General features: G+C 44.1%; 8 protein-coding genes. 6 read left to right on the top strand and 2 right to left on the bottom strand.

The window, feature by feature from the left end:
• Positions 1-68 precede the first annotated feature (68 nt).
• Positions 69-5063: a translocation/assembly module TamB domain-containing protein gene (locus ACT3TH_RS01665; RefSeq protein ID WP_444754113.1), complete on the bottom strand. Its 4995-nt coding sequence runs from the start codon at positions 5061-5063 to the stop codon at positions 69-71.
• A gap of 85 nt (positions 5064-5148) precedes the next feature.
• Positions 5149-8637 carry an autotransporter assembly complex protein TamA gene (locus ACT3TH_RS01670; RefSeq protein ID WP_444754114.1) on the bottom strand — a complete coding sequence of 1163 codons (3489 nt, stop codon included), beginning with the start codon at positions 8635-8637 and terminating at the stop codon, positions 5149-5151.
• A 440-nt stretch (positions 8638-9077) separates the two neighbouring features.
• Here ACT3TH_RS01670 and ACT3TH_RS01675 point away from each other — a divergent pair, with 440 nt between their 5' ends.
• From ACT3TH_RS01675 to cydB, 6 genes are all read left to right on the top strand, one after another.
• Positions 9078-10409 (top strand): MFS transporter, encoded by a 1332-nt coding sequence (locus tag ACT3TH_RS01675; protein WP_444754115.1) that lies wholly within the window; start codon positions 9078-9080, stop codon positions 10407-10409.
• 255 nt (positions 10410-10664) lie between these two features.
• A complete protein-coding gene (gene coq7 / locus ACT3TH_RS01680) occupies positions 10665-11309 on the top strand; it encodes a 2-polyprenyl-3-methyl-6-methoxy-1,4-benzoquinone monooxygenase (protein WP_444754116.1) in 645 nt (214 codons plus the stop codon).
• 233 nt (positions 11310-11542) lie between these two features.
• Positions 11543-12724, top strand: a complete 1182-nt coding sequence (locus ACT3TH_RS01685) for a tetratricopeptide repeat protein (RefSeq protein WP_444754117.1) — start codon at positions 11543-11545, stop codon at positions 12722-12724.
• Between the two features lie 356 nt (positions 12725-13080).
• Positions 13081-15546, top strand: coding sequence for an esterase/lipase family protein (locus ACT3TH_RS01690; RefSeq protein WP_444754118.1), 2466 nt, complete (start codon positions 13081-13083; stop codon positions 15544-15546).
• Between the two features lie 572 nt (positions 15547-16118).
• On the top strand, positions 16119-17630 hold the full coding sequence (locus ACT3TH_RS01695) for a cytochrome ubiquinol oxidase subunit I (protein WP_444754119.1): 1512 nt from the start codon (positions 16119-16121) through the stop codon (positions 17628-17630).
• Positions 17630-18646 (top strand): cytochrome d ubiquinol oxidase subunit II, encoded by a 1017-nt coding sequence (gene cydB, locus ACT3TH_RS01700; protein ID WP_444754120.1) that lies wholly within the window; start codon positions 17630-17632, stop codon positions 18644-18646. The genes ACT3TH_RS01695 and cydB overlap by 1 nt, the downstream gene beginning before the upstream one ends.
• The last annotated feature ends 187 nt before the right edge of the window (positions 18647-18833 follow it).

The following is an 18833-nucleotide window of genomic DNA, read 5'->3' on the forward strand; positions in this document are numbered from 1 at the left end:
AGGTCAAAGTAGAAAACTTCTATCTTAAACTGACTGTCCGCGCTGCCTGAATTACTCAAAAATATCCTTTAAAATTGCCAGCTATAGACCACATCGACCGCGTTTTCTGCAGCTGAGGTAGCTTCGACGTAAATGCGACGAGTTAGCTGATAACGAATCGACAGACTGTTTTGAGCATTAAATACGCCCACGCCATAACGGATATACAAGTCAGGAGTCACATAACCTGTGACATTGACATTGGTATCCTCGCTACTACCTGACGCATCAACCGTAAGACTCTGGAAACCAAAGGCTTGACCAATTTGATTGGTTAAGTTACGTGTGCCGCTGAGTCCAAAGCTCAATCCAGCTGCAGCCAAGTTATTAGTTACTTGAGACTTGAATCCTTGCTCACTAATTTGTGTGGCGCTTCTATTGTCAATTCTGCCTGTAACCAAGGCATTCATAGCTTGCTGCTGGGTCAAACCAGCATTATTAAAGACAATAATATTTGGACTTTCAGTATTGCCTTTGACGCGCACGCCCACTGTTTTGCCACTGATTGTTTTGACCGCTTCGATACTGAGGTTTGGTTTCATGACATCGCCATTAAAACGTACCTGACCATAATTCAGCTCTAGGTTCTGACCAAAAATATTGATATTGGTACGACGTGACACCTGTACTACGCCTCTTGCACGCATAACACCCGTGCCATTTTGATTGATATTGATTGCGCCTGCCAACGGAATGACGGCACCAAAACCACGGAAGTTGATGTCATCACCCAAGTCGATGCCTATATCTGCATTGATTGACCAAGGTTTTGAGACAGCCAATACTTCATTAATATTACCAATCAAGCGACGATCAAGCACCACAGCATCTTCGGTTTGCGTAATGATATCCTCACTGGCCTCTGGTGGACGAATGGTCGCTGACGGCACAGTAATGGCACCTTTAATATTGACGTAACGGTCACCTGGACGCACGATAATGTCAATATCTGGATTGATCTGAGCCACTAATAAAGGTGGCTGTGTGACTACTAAACGCTCACCCACCAGGCTCAGTTTGGCTTGCAGTTTTTGTTGCCAATTGACCGTACCTGTCAAAGAACCTGTACCTGTACCACTGTTAAATGTGCCGTCAATCGTCGCTTGTGTGCCACGAATTTTGGCTTCGGTATTAACATTGGTCAAATTCACTGGCAAATCAAGCATCGCGATACGGCCATTAGCAAGTTTCACGTCACCATAGAACTGCGGCTTGTCTAACGTTCCGCCTAATCCGCCTGCCATCGTCACATTTCCTTCGAGTACACGCATACCTGGGAAGAAAGGCTTAAATATTGCAAGATTCAGCTCATTTAGCACCAACGCCCCTGAGATTGGTTTGGGGGCTTTGTAAGGGTCAACCACAACCTCAGCATAGCCACGAGCGCCGCGACCAGTATTGATATCTGTACGTAGCTTGATGCCTTCAGGGACTGATAAAGCGATGAGTGACACGCGCTTATAAGGCAAAGTTACAGGGTTACTATCACCATCTTGGATCAGGCCAATTTTTCCATTGTCTGAATAAAGTGTCGTATTGATGGTCGGTGGACGACCGCTCTGCCAACCAACAATGGCTTTACCATTAATCTTACCTTGCCAATCGATGTCCTTGGGTAAAAAGACCGAAAGTAATGACGTATCTAGATTCTGTAAGACTACATTGACTTCACCTTTGGCTGGCGACGCAACCAAGTTTTCACGTAAGCACAGCTTGCCAGTTTGGTCAGAAGCTTGCCAGCAGTGTGCAGCCAGCTGCACTTTTAGGTCGCTATTGTTGCCATTTTGGTCATTGGGTAAATTCACAATCAACTGAGCTGGTTGTAATTGGTTTAAGGTGGCGTATCTGGATTTGACACGACCTTGGCCAATGACACCCGACCAGCTGAGTTTGTCTCTATTGAAACCACCTTTGAGCCTTGCTCTAATATCAAGCTGCTCATTGGCAACGTCAAGGTTGACGACGTGTGCCTGTTCAGTGCCATTAAATGTAACATTAAGGCTCTTAAAGCTTTGTCCAGCTGCATCCAAACCTTCAGCAGTAACGATAAGCTGGCTTGGACTGTTTGCCAAATTGACCAGTTTGCCGCGCACGCGACCTTGACGCAAAATAAAGCCTGGAAGTGCAATACGTTCACCCACCAAATCAATATAGATGGTTGGTAATGCCTGTCCTACTGGTTGAGATAAAGTTGCGCCGCCGGTTACTTTACCCGCTAGCTTGTCTGAAAGCTGATCTAAACTGGTGATATTAATCTTGGCTTGTAATTGCTTGGCATTACCATTGGCAGTTATGTAGTTATCACCCCAGCGTAGTACCAGATTGTCAGCGTTTAAGCTATCGATCAATGCGTTTACTTGTCTATACTGTGCTTGTGCATCTTGTGTTTGTAGACGTTGGAAATAGCTTGCCAAGTCTTTTGGCAAACGCATTTTAGCTGTCAGACTGCCTTTAGCACTCAAAGGTTGACCCTTTAGCATACCGCTTAAGTTAATTTGATTGATATTAACGGTTTGCTGCGTATCGCTCCAACGCCCATCCATACTGATAGTACCGGTGATACGGCTTGGCGTATCTTTTAAGAAATACCCTAGGTTAAATCGATCCATTACTGCATCGATGTCCCAAGCGATACCTTGACGCACATCCACAGTGCCCTTGGCATCAATACTGCCTGCCGCTCCTACATGACGCAAACGCTTGATACGAATCAGTTGAGCATCACCACTGGCATCAATACTCAATTGCCCTGCTGGCAGTTGCTCAGCATCTAGTACACCCTCAAAATTGACAGCAAAACGCTGCAACTTACCTGCTGCATTGGCTTGGTTTTTGGGCGGAGTTTGCCACTCGCCACTGGTTTTCAAATCACCAGTAATAATGGCTGGATTATTGGGTAAGAAGTAGCCCAAATTGAATTTATCAAAACGGCCATCGATGGTCCAACCGATGTTTTTACGCAAATCGATGACGCCTTTTGCATTCACTGCGCCCGCTTCACCGTTATAATTTAATTTACGAATGCTTATAAGGCTTGGCGTACCCGCCGCATCAATAGAGAGGCCTCCTTTTGGCACGTCTGCTGTATCGATTTGTCCATTGAAGCGCGCATCAAACACAGACAGCTCACCACCAACGATATCAACGCGAGCATCACCGCCGCCCGTTATGCCGATAATACGGCTATCTTGCGAGTTGTCGAGCTGCGTCTGCAAATCAGTATTGTTTATAGTGATAATATGACGCTGGCCGCTGACACCGCCTTTGGTAATATTCAATAAACGACCACGAGCGCTGATACTACCCGTTAGACGCTCAAGCGGTAAATCACTGCGATATTGTTTGGGCAATAAGCCATTGGTACGCGCATCGATTTGCCAAGTGAGCGGACGACGTTTATTTGCCAATTGAATCTGCCCAGTACCTGATAAATCACCTACTATACCAGTGTAATTAAGGCGGCTGATATCGATGACATCACCCGCTTTACGCAGACGTACATCATAGTTTCCTTTGGGTGCAGCATTTAGCTCATTGATAACGGCATTACCATCAACGGATAGTCGTGAACCTTGAACGATGACATCGGCCTGTCCACTAGGACTGTCAATATTGCCAATATTGGGCACATTCCGGCGGACAAGATTTTGCCATTTAGCATCAATGTACCAAGGCGCTGATTGTTTAGACTTCGCTGGCGTTTTACCAGCAACCATATTGGCATTGACGTACTCGCCATCTCGTTGACGCAGAGTTGCATCAATCTCGGTATTACCGGATTGATTGCGCTGCTGATAATGCAATGACAATCTGCCGTTGAGCTTTTGCGGCGCATACGGTTTAAAATCGGCATATTCATTAGGAATGGCGCGGCGAATGTCAAAATTACTACCAAACGCTTGCACTTTTGCATCAAAACTATTTTTCCAATCTAAAACACCTTGCAATGCCAAACGACCAGCAGGCACATTGGCATCTAAACGCTCGATGCGTAACTGACTATTTGCAATAATACCGCGGCCTTGATAATGGCCAGAAGGAATATCTTTCGCTGTCAGTTCAGTATTGATTCGCAGACGTATCTCTGAGATGACCCCATTTGCCGTAGCCGTACCACTTTTCAAACGGATAGTTTGGCTCTCAGCATAAGGAATCAGGATATCATCCCATTGCAATTTGGCCTGAAACGGTGAATCCTCATCCAAGCCTTGTACGACAAAATCACCGCTGACATCGCTGTCATTGTAGCGGCTTTGCACTTTACCAACTGTGCGTTTTAGCGTACCTGTTGCCGTAATATTTAGCGGGTCGATGTAGGCTTTTTCTAGCGCACTGACCTCTGCAATAGCGCTCAAATCCAGTGGATAATCGCCTTGTAAATCAATCTCACCTTGTAGCGCATTGATTTTAACGATATCGGCGTAGCGTAGATCGCCGCGCCCCACTGTCACCATACTGCCAACCCATGTTAAATCGCGGGCAACAATATCATGGACCACAATAGGATCTTTCGTTACTTGCTTATAAATGATCTTTTTAATCTTTGCTTGATCAAAGCGCAGATTGACTGGTAATTTTAAGGTTTTATAATCGAATGGCTCGCCTGTCGGCGGTTTATTATTGAGGATCTCAATAGTTTGTATGTCTGCATCACGCAAATGCACTTCTTTAGAAAAGATGGCACGCCAGCCGATCTTAACGTAGGCTTTATCAACCAGTATTTCAAGATCTTCGGTCGCGTCAATATCGATATCAGTAATCCAAATACCGTCACGTAAATTACCGCGTCCGTACTTGAATTCAATGCCCGTCTCAGCACTGATTTTCTCTAATATAAATTTTGTGCCTGACTCTGTGCCCACAGCGTAGAAAAACACCGCAAACATAATCGCCAGTACGACTAAGGTAAGTACCAGCAGCTTGAGTAAAAAAGACAGCGGATACCAACGTTTGACTGCACGAGCATCACGCTGTGCTGGATCTTCATCTGGTGAGTTATTGGGCGGGGTATTTTTTGTCTGCATAACACTCAACTACGTTAAAGAATGATTACCAGCAATCGGCACGATAAAAAACAAATAAAACGAACTATACGACTGGGTAAATTGTCTACAAAGGTGAGCCAATAAAGAAATGCAGTCTGACAGGAATGCTTTCCTCTGTGACACCAGCAGCCACATCGACTCGCACCACACCTATAGGCGATGCCCAGCGGACACCAACACCAACGCCGACCTTTGTATCAGTGTCAAAGTTTTTGTCGTATGCATTACCCACATCAGTAAAGAACGCCCCGCGAAAACCTGGTCTAAATTCATAGTTGTACTCTGCACTACCCACTGCAAGGATTTGCCCACCCGTCAGATAGCCTTTATCAATTGGCGATAAGCTTTCATAATCATAGCCGCGCAGACTTTGATCACCGCCTGCGAAGAAGCGTAACTTATAAGGCACTTCATAGAAGTCATCAGCCCAAATATAGCCCGTATTGAGACTGCCCAACACTTGGTGTTTGTTATCATTGCCAAAGCTATAAATACCACTGACCCCTGCACGAGCGATTGCCATATCAGTGTCACTAAGAGCGCTTTCTGTACCAGCTTCAAGCGAATAATACTGACGTATGCCGCGCGTTGGATTGGTTGCACTATCAACGCTCGTTTTGTTTATACCATAACCAAATAATAACGCCTGTTGCTTTGGCCTAGAGGAAGTGAAGCGTATAGGAAGATTGTCCAGCTCCATCTCATCGATACCCGTTTCAAGCTTATCCAAACGGTAGCGCATAGAATAGCTACGATTCCAGCCGTTTTCGCGACGAATATTACGTGCCAAAGAAGCTTGTAACGTTTTGGTGGACAAGTCGAAGCTGCCTTCACCTTGGTCGATCACCTCTTCCTCATAGGTAAGACGAGCATCCAATTTATCATTAAGAGGATGTTTCCAAGGGCGACTACCATAAACAGAGACATTTTTATTGATTCGTGAAATTTCAGTTTCTGCCCCTGCTTGATAACCTTGACGATTGATTAAGTTATAATCGATCTTCGCAGTGGCTCGCACGCCTGTGTCTGTTCCATAACCCAAACCAACTTGGGCATCACGCGGCTTATTCGCATACACAAAAACATACAGCGGGATTTTTTTGTTCTCAGCCACTTCTTGCGGCGTTTTACGTCCTGCTAACGTTGGTGGTACAAAGTCTTCATCAGCGAGTATACTTTTTTCATCAGGGAATATCTTTTGAGCGATATTACTGATTGAATCGCTGATTTTACCTAAGAGATTGTCCGCTTTTTCGTCTTTTTCATCCAATACGCGATCATTTGGCAAATTGCTTAAGCGCTCTGCTTTGCGTTTGATGGCTTGTAGTTTATCCAGCGTTTCTTCGTCAGCCTCAAACTCGATGGCTGCAATATCAGCTGCATTGACGGTCGCGCCACTATTGGCGTTAATGTTTCCTGCATTTTCTGCATCACCCTCATTAACAGGGTTACTGGCATTGCCTTGGCTACTATCATTGCTAGAGGCTGTCACGCTTTCAACCCCATTTGTATCTTCAATATCGATGACGCCTGATACGCCATCGTTATCGCTGTCTAGCGTTTCATCGCCGTCGGTTGGCGCATTACTGAATGCCAATGTGCTGGCTTCACTACGGTCATTTGGGGGCAAGATTGACTCGACGTTGACAGTGTTAAAATAACGAGTTGCTGATAAATCGTTGCTGAATTTGGTCACGTCTGGACGATAGAACGGATCGCCTGGCTTAAAGTCAAAAAGTTGTTGTAGTAATGACAACTCAACAGGAAGCTTGTCAGGATCTTGGGTCAATGTGTTGGTTTCGGCATCGTATGTGAAGAACACCACGTCATCGAACTCATAACGCTCACCCGTGTTATAAATCAGGGAAATATCTGCCGTATTGTCCGGCAAGATGATGTCGACAGATTTGTTCAACCAATACTGATCAAAGTAGCCGTATGTAGTACTCAGTGCCTCAAGCGCAGCTTTGCTGTTTTGATAGACACGGTGATTAAAAATCTCCCCTTCTTGCGGCGGCAGCTCAGCTTCAAGCTGGGCAAACTCTTTTTGCTCCTGGCCTTCACCGCGAATTTCCACAATGCGGCTATCCACAAGTACAGGCTCACCCAGCTCTTCGATAATGACATCTATCGTGTCTGAGCTGGGCTGATGCAGACGTAAGGTAATATCGTAATAACCGACCGCCTTAGCCGCATCTAAAGCTGTTTCACGTAACCGCGGCAAGGCTGCCGTAAAGTCAACAACCGATTGAACGGTCATATCATCCAGAGCCGCTTTGATGTTTTTCATAGGCTGAATATCATCATCTGCCTTGACCACTCTTGGCTCGTCACTTGTCGTACCCTCAGGCACTGCTTGACGCATATAAACTGTGGTTTCTACATGCGGTAGTGCCATTGCTCCGCTATTGAATAAGCGGTTATAAAGACGCTTGACGATATTGCCTCTATTACGAGCCAATGGTTTGGGTCTGTCGGCTTGTTCGATACCTTGGGTGACTGCTTGCGTTTCTGTTTGATAATCTGGCAGGTAGTCGTCAGGATTAATAATGTCTGACGTCGTCTCACCTTCATTGGTGATATCGTTTCCAGTTGCGACAACAGAATCGGTGCCACTCACATTATCTACACCGCTACTACTGACAGCATCGCTGACATTAATCGGACGCGACATAACGTCAGTCGCTTCTGCTTGCTCAGCGACTGTCTCAGCTCTCCCTAACGTATCCAGATTGGTAGGTGTGGGCAGAATATTGGCGTCGAGTTCCGTGTCCAATCCAATTGGTGGCGTGGTATCAGCCAATGTGGCGACAGGTCTACCAAAATCGCTGTCGTTGATATTGATGCTATTGTTATTAGTATTATTTGGGTTATCAACACCATTGATGTCATTGATGTCTTGAGCGTTTTGCAAATCCATCGCAGCCAGCTCGCGATCAATCTGCTCAGGCGTCATCATCTGATAACCCTGCTCTTGTATCGCTGCTGCTTGTTGTAACAAGCCGTCATTGGAACTATTGGCCAAGTCAAGCTGAGCATTATCTAAATTATCTGTATCATCGAATGCGTCATTAATAGTCGACTGTGGTCTTGACTGAGTGTTAGATGGTTGAGTATTTTCGTTGTTTGAATCAGCCTTCTTAATGCCTAAGGTTTGTTCGCTATAATCATCCAATACAGACTGATCAATGATGCCTTGCTCTACTGCCTTTTTTAGGCGCAATGCATCCAAAGCCTGATCAAGCTGCTCGTCATCGTCCAATAAGGTATTTGATGGGTTGGCAGTTGCCTGATTGGTAATAGATTGATTAGGGACACTTGGCGTATCCGCCAGTGCCGCAGGTGCAATGCCAAAACCGGCTAGACTGGTCGCTAAAGCGGTAAAAAGTGCTGAGCGTCTAAAATAAATGCGCGGGGCATTACTACGCATATCAATCATGGCTGTGTGAGCGTTTTTTTGACGGCTTTGGTTACTAATATCATCCTGAATGTTGACAGTATCACGCTCTATAACCGATATATCGCGCGCTGGCATTGAAGGCTGATGTTTCATGTTTGGTTCCTATCACCTCACGCGGTAAAATATTATCAGCGATGACAATCGCTAGATTTTACCGGTGGATAAACTTATAACAGTTGGCTGGAATGATGGTTTACTACCTTGCTTTTGATAATGGCAGTCTAAAATAAACATTTTAGCCCTGCATTTATATCAACTGACGGGCAGAATTGGGCGATAGTGAACCTTTATCATCACTCACACCTTACAATGCAACCATATGAAATTTACAAATCATAACTTAGTTAATTATGAAATCATAGCATCGCCTGCATGTATTTTTACCAAAGCCTTGCTATTATACGTCCTAATATAGATAAAACCTATGCTATATTTCATTAAGTTTTTGATACTATTGACAATTACTTTTATCTTAAAAACTACACACACCGCTTTTTTAATCTATCAGCCGCGATTTATCTGTAGGAATTTTCATGTCCAATCAGTTTCAATTGTTTAAGCATCGCCGCTTTAGCGCCATGTTTTTTACCCAATTTTTGGGCGCGTTTAATGACAATATATTTAAACAAGCACTCATACTGGTTCTGACTTACACCGCAGCCAGTCAGCTAGGAATGGAAGTCAGTATCTTAAATAACTTGGCTGCCATGTTATTTATTTTGCCCTATTTTTTATTTTCGGCATTAGCAGGACAGATTGCAGATAAGTTTGAAAAGTCCAAGCTCACGCGCCTTATTAAGCTGCTTGAGATAGTCATTATGGCCGTGGCTGCGGTTGGATTTGTCTTTGAGTGGTATGGAATACTATTTGTAGCGCTATTTTTGATGGGGACGCATTCGACCTTTTTTGGACCGATTAAATACGCCTACTTGCCGCAAGCAATGAAAGAAGATGAATTGGTGGGTGCCAATGGCCTGTTTCAAATGGGCACCTCACTTGCCATCCTACTCGGTATGATTATCGCTGGCGTTTTAACCCAGTTATCGCAATCGTTGTATTGGATTAGTGTGACGGTATTAATCGTCGCAGTTTTGGGTTATCTGGCCGCTCGCTACATTCCCGCCATGCCTGCGATGCAACCCAATCTCAACATTAATTGGAACATTATCACTACCAGTGTATCGACGATACGTTATTTATATTCTCTGCCTTTTTTATTCTTCGTTATTCTTGGCAATAGCTGGTTTTGGTTTTATGGCGCAACGTTTTTGACGCAGACACCAGAATTCAGCAAGGTCATTTTGCAGGGCGATGAATCAGTGGTTATTTTTCTTTTGACCTTGTTTTCGGTTGGCGTTTCGATCGGCTCGTTGCTGTGTAAATCATTTACCAAAAACCAAGTGAGCTTGCGCTTATTGCCTTTTGGTATTGCAGGCTTAAGTATCTTTGCCATTGATTTATACTTTTCACTCTCAAGCCTCAACATGGACGTGAATAATACTACCCTACTTGGCATCAGTGATTTGTTTGGAATGAGTGGTAGCTGGCGCGTGTTTGCAGACTTGTTCTTTTTAGGGTTCAGCGGCGGTTTGTATATTGTACCTTTGTATGCCTCTATGCAGGCATATGCCCCTAAAAGTCATCGTGCGCGCATTGTTGGTGCCAACAATATCTTTAATGCCATTTTTATGGTCACTTCAGCAATCTTTGCAATTGTCATTTTAAATGCCTTGGGTTTGACATTGCCGCAGCTATTTTTAGTGACAGGATTACTGAATATCGCCTTCGGTGCGTTTTTATATATCAAACTCAATAAACATATTAAACAGGCCGTTATCCAAACGCACGATGACGTCAGTCCATAAAGGTAAGCACAATTAAGTAGATCACAACGCTAAGATGTAATGTATAGTCACGCACCCTATATAGGGTTATAAATAAATTGTTTAGCTGTGAATATTCGTGCGGGTAATTTGGATTATTTGCTATAGTAAAGAACATACAGTCATTGCTAGTTTTGTTTAAAACAATGTCTTTTTATAGTGAACTTACTATAGCAACTTAGTATCGAGCAACTTAGCACTTAATATATTAGTACTTAAAGCCATCAGGAGTGAATCATGGCCCCACGTCCCTTATCCAAAATCGACCATTTATTGCTTGGGGTCGACAAGGCATTACGAGCTGTCGTGCCACATTCAAACCCCAGTACTCGCCCATTACCTGTAAGTAGTGACGAGATTCCTGAGCTTACTATCACTGAAGCGCGACATGTCGCAGGATTGATGCGTATCAATCATACTGGCGAAGTATGTGCGCAAGGCCTTTATCATGGCCAAGCGTTTGCCGCCAAGGACGATGGCGTCAAGCAAGCCATGCAACAATCGGCTGAAGAAGAAGTCGATCATCTGGTTTGGTGCGAGACACGTTTGACCGAGCTCGGTAGTCACGCCAGTGTCTTTACACCATTATGGTATGGCATGTCTTTTGGTCTTGGCGCAGTTGCAGGTGCAATCTCAAATGAGTTTAGTTTGGGGTTTGTTGCAGAAACAGAAGCACAAGTCAGCGAGCATTTACAAGATCATATCAAACAATTGCCTGAACACGATCAGCGTTCAAAAGAGATATTGGCACAAATGGACATTGAAGAATTGCACCATCGTGAGTTGGCGCTTACCAGTGGCGGTGCAGCACTGTCGCCACCAGTTCGTCAGACCATGCGCTGGATGGCCAACCGTATGAAAGCCACGGCTTATCATTTATAACCGCTGTCACGGACAGTTTTATTGTTACTAGTATAGTAAGTACTATTTAACCGTAACGCTCTATGGTGTTAGTGATGTCCTTAACTTGGGTACTGCTCACTATTAACAATCCTACTACTGATAGCGTTGAGCTTAATTTGCTAGGGTATAAAAAATTTGTACGATTTTGCATCACCAACGTGACCCAATTGCCATCCATTTGCTAAGTAACAAAAAACAAGGTAACGATCTTTATGAAAGCCATTAACCAATCGACTCTCTCTACCAGCTTGACAACCAAGTCGCCAAAGTTTGCTACACTGACAGCATTGGCCGCCGCTTGCGCCATGCTGCTATCAGCGCCTGTCAATGCTGCTGAGGCTGATGCCGCGACGGCTGTTTCTGTGCCTAGCGCCATGGATTCAAGCAAACGGGTCATTCGTCTTGCTCGTCCTAATGCTGCTATTAGTACGGCTCAACCGGACGCACAAGTGACGCCGCAACCAAATGTACCAATAAATGCGGTAGCAAATCCTAATCAACAAAGCAGTACTCAAGCAAATATTTCACAGCAAAACATCCCTCAACAAAGCAGTGTTCAACAAAGTAGTACTCAGCAAAACCGAGCACCTATCAATACCAATACCGCACAGCCACAAGCACCTGTATCAGCGGCAGCCACTTCTGAGTTAACAGGCACTACGCGCGTATATACGCCAAGCCCAATGGTCGCTACTGGCGTTGATCTAAGTGGTGGTCAGCTTCCTAATATCCCAACGCCGCAATTACAGTTGTCAGATGTGAGCTTCGTAACAACTGTGTTGATTCCGCAACAGACAGGTCTTGGCACAGATAAGCTAGATGTCAGCTTACTTGATGACTTTATTGCAGAAGTATCACCCAATGCACGTCACTATCCACCAAACTTTCCCAACCGTACACAGCGTCACTACACACGTGAGAAAATCAAAGTGTTGGCTGAATGGATTGAGCCATATGCCAAGGCACCAAATGCCTCTTATGATGTGTTACTTCGTGCGGCCAAACTCAACGGCATGGGCCGTAATTTAGATTTGGGCTCAGACTATACAGTACGCGGTGGACAATATGTTGATCGTGCCATCAAGCTTCAACCAAATAGCGGTGAAGCCAACTTCTTGTACGGTATGATGTTGTCAGAAGGCGGTGGTTTTAAAGAAGGACAAAAATATCTAGACCGCGCAGTGTCTTTAGGTTACACCGAAGCAGAACAAAGTTTGGCACAGTCTGAATTGTTAAGTGACCGTCGTGATAGCGCCTTACAGCGTCTGCGTCGTCTTGCAGGAGAAAATCCAAACAATGCCATTATTCGTGAGCAAATTAAGCTAGTCGAAGATGGTAAGTTCTACATTTGGGACATCCCTGCACCTAACATCAATGTTAAACCAAGTGTCTAGATTTGCTACAGTTATCAATCATGATGGATAGATAATCTAGGCTTGACGCTCAGCACCCGTCTTTTATATCGATAATAATTCAATATAAAAGGCGGGTGCTTTTTTGTGGCGATCAGATGCCCGTTGGTCTAAATCTGTTTTACTTATTGCTATATCCAAATGCATAATATATTCAATTGCTTAGCGTTATATATCGCCATGTTACAACAACGCTTTGAGCACTTGACTTGATAAGTCGAACTTAAAGATTGCGCCTCAAGTAAAATAGTCTAATACTAAAAGTTACGCTACACTCATCTCTATTATTACCGATTTAATTGACAAACCCTCATGATTGCCACTGACTGGACTGACCTATGAATTTTGCTCGCTCTATCAAAAATATGGTGGCGCATGCTAATAAAAGCACTCTGCCTATCACTTCAGTCGCCTTGATGGCAGTTGTGACTTTATTGCCTGCCTGTAGTACTGTCACAGTAAATAAACAGGCATCAGCAAAGACCATTACTGCACAGCGTGGCAACATTGTTACGGGTAAGAACCTAAGCAGCGATACAGCATCGGCATTACTGTCAGCAGGTCTCAATGAGCAGGCCTGTATGCAACAATTTGACTTATGCATGACTCAGCTCACTGACAGTATTCTAAATAAACATTATCGACCTGCACTAGCCATTTTTTCAGAGTTGCATTATGCGAAAGCGCGCCAGCTTGCCGACTCTCAAGATTGCCGCAATGCCCTTGCCCGCCCGCCTCTAGATCCTTATTACGCCAATGCACCTTTGAGTGATACTGAGTCTGAAACTCAACAAGAAAACACACGTCGTTGTGTGATTGATTATCAAGCGCGTTTGTTTGATGCCATTAAGTCCAGTTACACCTATTTGTTTTATGACAGTTTGAAACATGACTTTGAAGGAGCGGATCAAGAGGACGGCCGTTCTCACGCTCGAACCCGTATTCCAAGTGACATGGATATTCAAACCCAAGACATCTATAACGCTGCCAGTAACGATGTTATCACCCAACTTTATGAATCGACCAACAGCTCAAAGAAGTCGATAGATGATATAAAGGTAGAATATCTACCAACGACTACCAGCAGTCTCAATAGCAATAAACAGGCGGCCATTGCCAATAGGTCACCGCTCAAAGGCAAGACTGCCGATCAAGTCAAAGTTATGAAAGTACAAGTTGACGATTATGATCTCGGTATTTATTTGCCAAACGAAAACAACTATCTGCAAAACGCGCACAAGCAAACCTCCGCGTTAGCCGACTTAGTGTCCACTTACGAGCTGCGTCTGTCTGGCCTTAACTCTATCAGCAAGCGCCCAGGCTTGGGTATCAGCTTGGTCGCGTCACTAGATGATCGCTATACCACGACGATTCGCCAGTTATTAGTGTCCTCATTGTCAGGTCGTTTGACCAATGAAACAGACGAGGACACAGAAGACAGCAAGCCAAGCTCGCGCATTTATCCTACAGGGCATTTATTATTAACAGGACTGATTCAGCCAAGCGGTGATAGCGTGCTGGATGTATTGAGCAGCCGTAAACTCGATATCCATCTGTATAACCCGTATCAAAGTGAAAGCGTTCATATCCTAGATGACGACTATCCTTTGGCTGCCAACTTTTCGGCAGGTTATGGTTTATGGTTGTCTGAGAATCAGTTAGATAGTGTGGGTTATCTGAATTTGATCACGCGCCAGCCAGATGCAAGACTGCCCAAACTCTTTATGCTCGAGCCTTACGATCCCAATAAGCGCGTATTGATTATGCTACATGGCTTGGCCTCTAGCCCAGCAACTTGGGTAAACTTAACTAACGATATACTGAACGATGATAAATTGCGTGACAATTATCAAGTTTGGCAAATATTTTATCCAACCAATCTGCCGATTTTGGAAAACCGCTATCAAATTCAACGCTTAATCAACGCCACCTATGACCAAACGGACCCTAGCGGACAAAATCGTGCCAGTAAAAATAGCGTCATTATTAGTCATAGTATGGGCGCTATCATCGCTCGCATGATGCTATCTGATGACAACTTGGCCAAAAACTTAGACAAATTGGATGAAGAAGACATTCTATCTGGCAGTGAAAAACGCAAAATTCGCGACGCGCTCAAAGAATCTTTTGCAGAAGATCAGTTAAAAGAGCGTTTTGAGCTCAAAGCATTGCCACAAGTAGACACGGCCGTCTTTTTGTCCGCCCCGTTTCGCGGCACAGATTATGCAGACCGCTGGTTTACTCGAGCGCTGCGACGTATTGTTTATTTACCAATCGGTTTGGTTAAGACTGTCACTGATAACTTAGCCACGATTGCCACACAAGGCGATTTAGCGCAGAACCCCTTAGGCGCGCTATATTTACAAAATGGGGCCAGCCAGTTAAGTGATAAGTCGTCCTTTATACAGTTGACGAAAGACATCACTATCAATGATCGCATCACTTATCACTCAATCATTGCCAATAATGATGCGGATATCACTAAAGGGCTGGCACAAATGCAGCCGAATGGGGTAAAAATTGATTTGTCGCAGGCCATAGAAGAAGATACTACGGTTAGCTCAAACACTACTGCCAATGTCGCGAAAAAAGCCGCCGAACCGGTTGTCGCTGCTGTAACTGTTAATGACAATATCAGCCAAGCACTGACTGAACGCTTATCGGATGGTATCGTTCCTTATACTAGTGCGCATTTAGACGGTGCCGCTTCTGAGACAGTGATAAGTGGTGGTCATAGCATTCAAACCAACCCACAAACGATCTTAACCTTACGTCAGATTTTACATAAGCAGTTGCAAGAATAATCCAATTTAGGATCATATGCTAAAACAACAAAAAAAATACTGACTCTACCCCTAAGTAAAGGTATGGTCCTTACAAAATAAAAGAGGTACTTATCAAACGCCCTGTTTTAAAGTGAATCGGTTGATTATAAATACTAAAGTTGTTCGCTAGCAGTACACGAATAGCAGATATTTATGAACAGTAAGGCTCCTGTGCAACTTTACTTTTTATTCAACAACCTAGTACTTTTCAAGGCTATTTTTTTCAAGCTTTTTGGGTTTATTTAGGCGTATTTAAGCGACTGCTGGGTATGTAACAGAGACGTAGCGCGCCTTGCGTGTATATCTATGGAAGCGCATAATAGACCCATAGTACATAACAGTAATAGGTTAATTTATAAGGATGTAAGTTATTCAATCCAGCTAAACAGTTGTTAGCTTAGCCGCAATTTATCCCTAATGTTGCTCGCTAGCCAGCACTGATCTATTGCCTTCCCGTAACTGTCAACATAATCTATAGACAGTTACGTGAAGGCACTTGAGCGTTTTATGGAAGCTAGCGCTATTCAGCTAACAGATAAGGGTAACCATTTATGTTTGCTACGTTTATGATTGACCAGCTCGATGCGCTCTTACTTGCGCGCATCCAGTTCGCTTTCGTTATCTCGTTCCATATCGTTTTTCCTGCTTTTTCTATTGGACTTGCCAGCTGGCTTACGGTGCTAGAATTCCGTTGGTTAAGAACTGGTGATCCTATCTACGCCGAAGTCTATAAGCACTGGGTGAAGATATTTGCCGTTGTGTTTGGTTTAGGCGTGGTATCGGGCGTGGTGATGTCTTACCAGTTTGGTACCAACTGGGCTGTCTTCTCCGACAAAGCTGGTAACGTCTTAGGGCCACTACTTGCCTATGAAGTATTGACCGCGTTTTTCTTAGAAGCGTCATTTTTAGGTATCATGCTTTTTGGTTGGGGACGCGTCAGTAAACGCATGCACTTTGCTGCAACCGCTATTGTCGCCATCGGTACGCTGATTTCAGGCTTTTGGATTTTGTCCGCCAACAGTTTTATGCAAACGCCGCAAGGCTTTATGGTGGGTGCAGACGGCTTACTATATCCAACCAATTGGCTCGAAATTATATTTAATCCTTCCTTCCCTTACCGCTACGCTCATATGATGACGGCAGCGTTCTTGACCACTGCCTTTGTGATTGGTGGTATCGGTGCTTATTATCTTCAATCTAAAAAACACGTTGAGCATCGTCGACATGGTCGTATCATGTTGGGTATGGCAATGATTATGGCGATATTTGTCGCGCCAGCTCAAGTGTTAATCGGTGACGAACATGGTCTGAATACTTTGGAGCATCAACCCGCCAAAGTGGCAGCGATGGAAGGTATTTGGGAGGATGAGCGCGGGGCTGCACTACGTTTGTTTGCGATTCCTGATCAAAAAAACCAAACCAATAAATATGAAGTAAAAATCCCTTATGTGACCGGCTTGATTCTTACTCATTCACTAGATGGTGAGGTCAAAGGTCTCAAAAACTGGGCGCCTGAAGATCAACCTCCTGTGATTATCGTCTTTTGGGCATTCCGTATCATGGTTGGTATTGGTATGCTGATGGTACTGGTTGGCTTATTCAGTCTTTACAAGTATTTCAAAAAACAACAGTTCAATCCTGAAAGTGTCTGGTTCCACCGTGCTTGGATGATGATGACGCCGCTTGGTTTTCTGGCATTGTTATCAGGGTGGTTTGTGACTGAGACTGGTCGTCAACCATGGACAGTATATGGCGTGATTCGCACCGCTGAGAGTATGTCTCCGCTGGCCGCACAGCAGGTCGCAACGACACTTATCGGCTTTATCATATTGTACATTTTTGTATTTGGTGCTGGTACTTTTTACATTTTGCGTCTTATTGCCCAAGGGCCTAAACCTTACGAAGATCCAGCAGAAGATCATTTCTATGATCATTCTGTCACGGAAGCTCAAGGTCGTGCTTTGAGTGGCGATAAAAATGCAGGCGAGAATACAAAGAAAAATGGCGATGACGATGACATGAGCAAGCCTGCTAATGATGTCGATGATGGAGGATTGCGCTAATGTTTAATTTCGGTGATGTATTAGACTTACCCCTCATTTGGGGCGGGCTTATTATCCTGTCTGTCTTTATTTATGTATTGCTTGATGGTTTTGATTTGGGCTGTGGTATTTTATTCCCTTTTGCAGGCTCTGATAAGAATCGTAGCCGTATAATGAATTCTATCGCGCCATTTTGGGATGGTAATGAGACTTGGTTGGTACTGGGCGGTGGTGGCTTGTTTGCGGCTTTCCCAGTTGCTTACGGCATCATTATGACAGGCCTTTATTTACCAGTAACTGCCATGCTTTTTGGTCTTATTATGCGCGGGATGGCGTTTGAATTTCGTTTCAAAGCATCATCACGTCGTCATATATGGGACACCTCCTTTTTTATTGGTTCTATCATTGCTACATTTTCTCAGGGCATTATGCTTGGTGCTTTGGTACAAGGGTTGGAGGCAAGCAATCGCCTCTACACCGGTGGTCCATTTGACTGGCTAACACCTTTTTCTTTCGTTTGCGGTTTTGCGATGATTATCGGTTATGCCTTACTTGGCTCCACATGGCTCATTATAAAGACCGAGCACACTTTGCAGGTTTGGGCGCGTAAAGTCTCAGGCTGGTTATTGTCTGCGCTAGTGGTAGCCATGATCGTTGTCACAGTGTTTATGTATTTCTCTGATATCGACGCGCTCGAAGGATGGTTTAAGTTTCCAAGTCTGTTATATCTTGCACCTATGCCTGTTATTGCTGTGCTATTATTTTTCCTTATGCGCAAAGATTTAAAAACCGAGCGTGAGTATCGTCCTTTTTTATTGACAGTTGCATTGTTTTTGATGGGTTATATCGGCGTGTGTTTTGCCCTATTCCCTTATATCGTACCTTATCAAATGACAATTTATGATGCAGCAGCGGCTGATACCTCGTTGTCCTTTATGTTAATTGGCGCAGTTATTATGCTACCGATTATCTTAAGTTATACCGCTTTTGCTTATTATACTTTTAAGGGCAAATCTGATCACAATCCTATGTATTGATCGCTAGTAGCGCTCTATTACGGATCAGCTCTACACTGTGACTACGATTGTTTATAGTAGTCACAATTCATAAGCCCATTAGGAGGTTTTTATGAAAAAGCCTAGCAAAAAACAGTCCCAATGGTTATGGTTTGTTGGTTTATATGTGGCGGGATTTTTGGTTGTTTTTACAATTGCGCAATTAATC

The sequence above is a fragment of the Psychrobacter sp. AOP22-C1-C5 genome (assembly GCF_052378885.1).
GTDB lineage: Bacteria > Pseudomonadota > Gammaproteobacteria > Pseudomonadales > Moraxellaceae > Psychrobacter.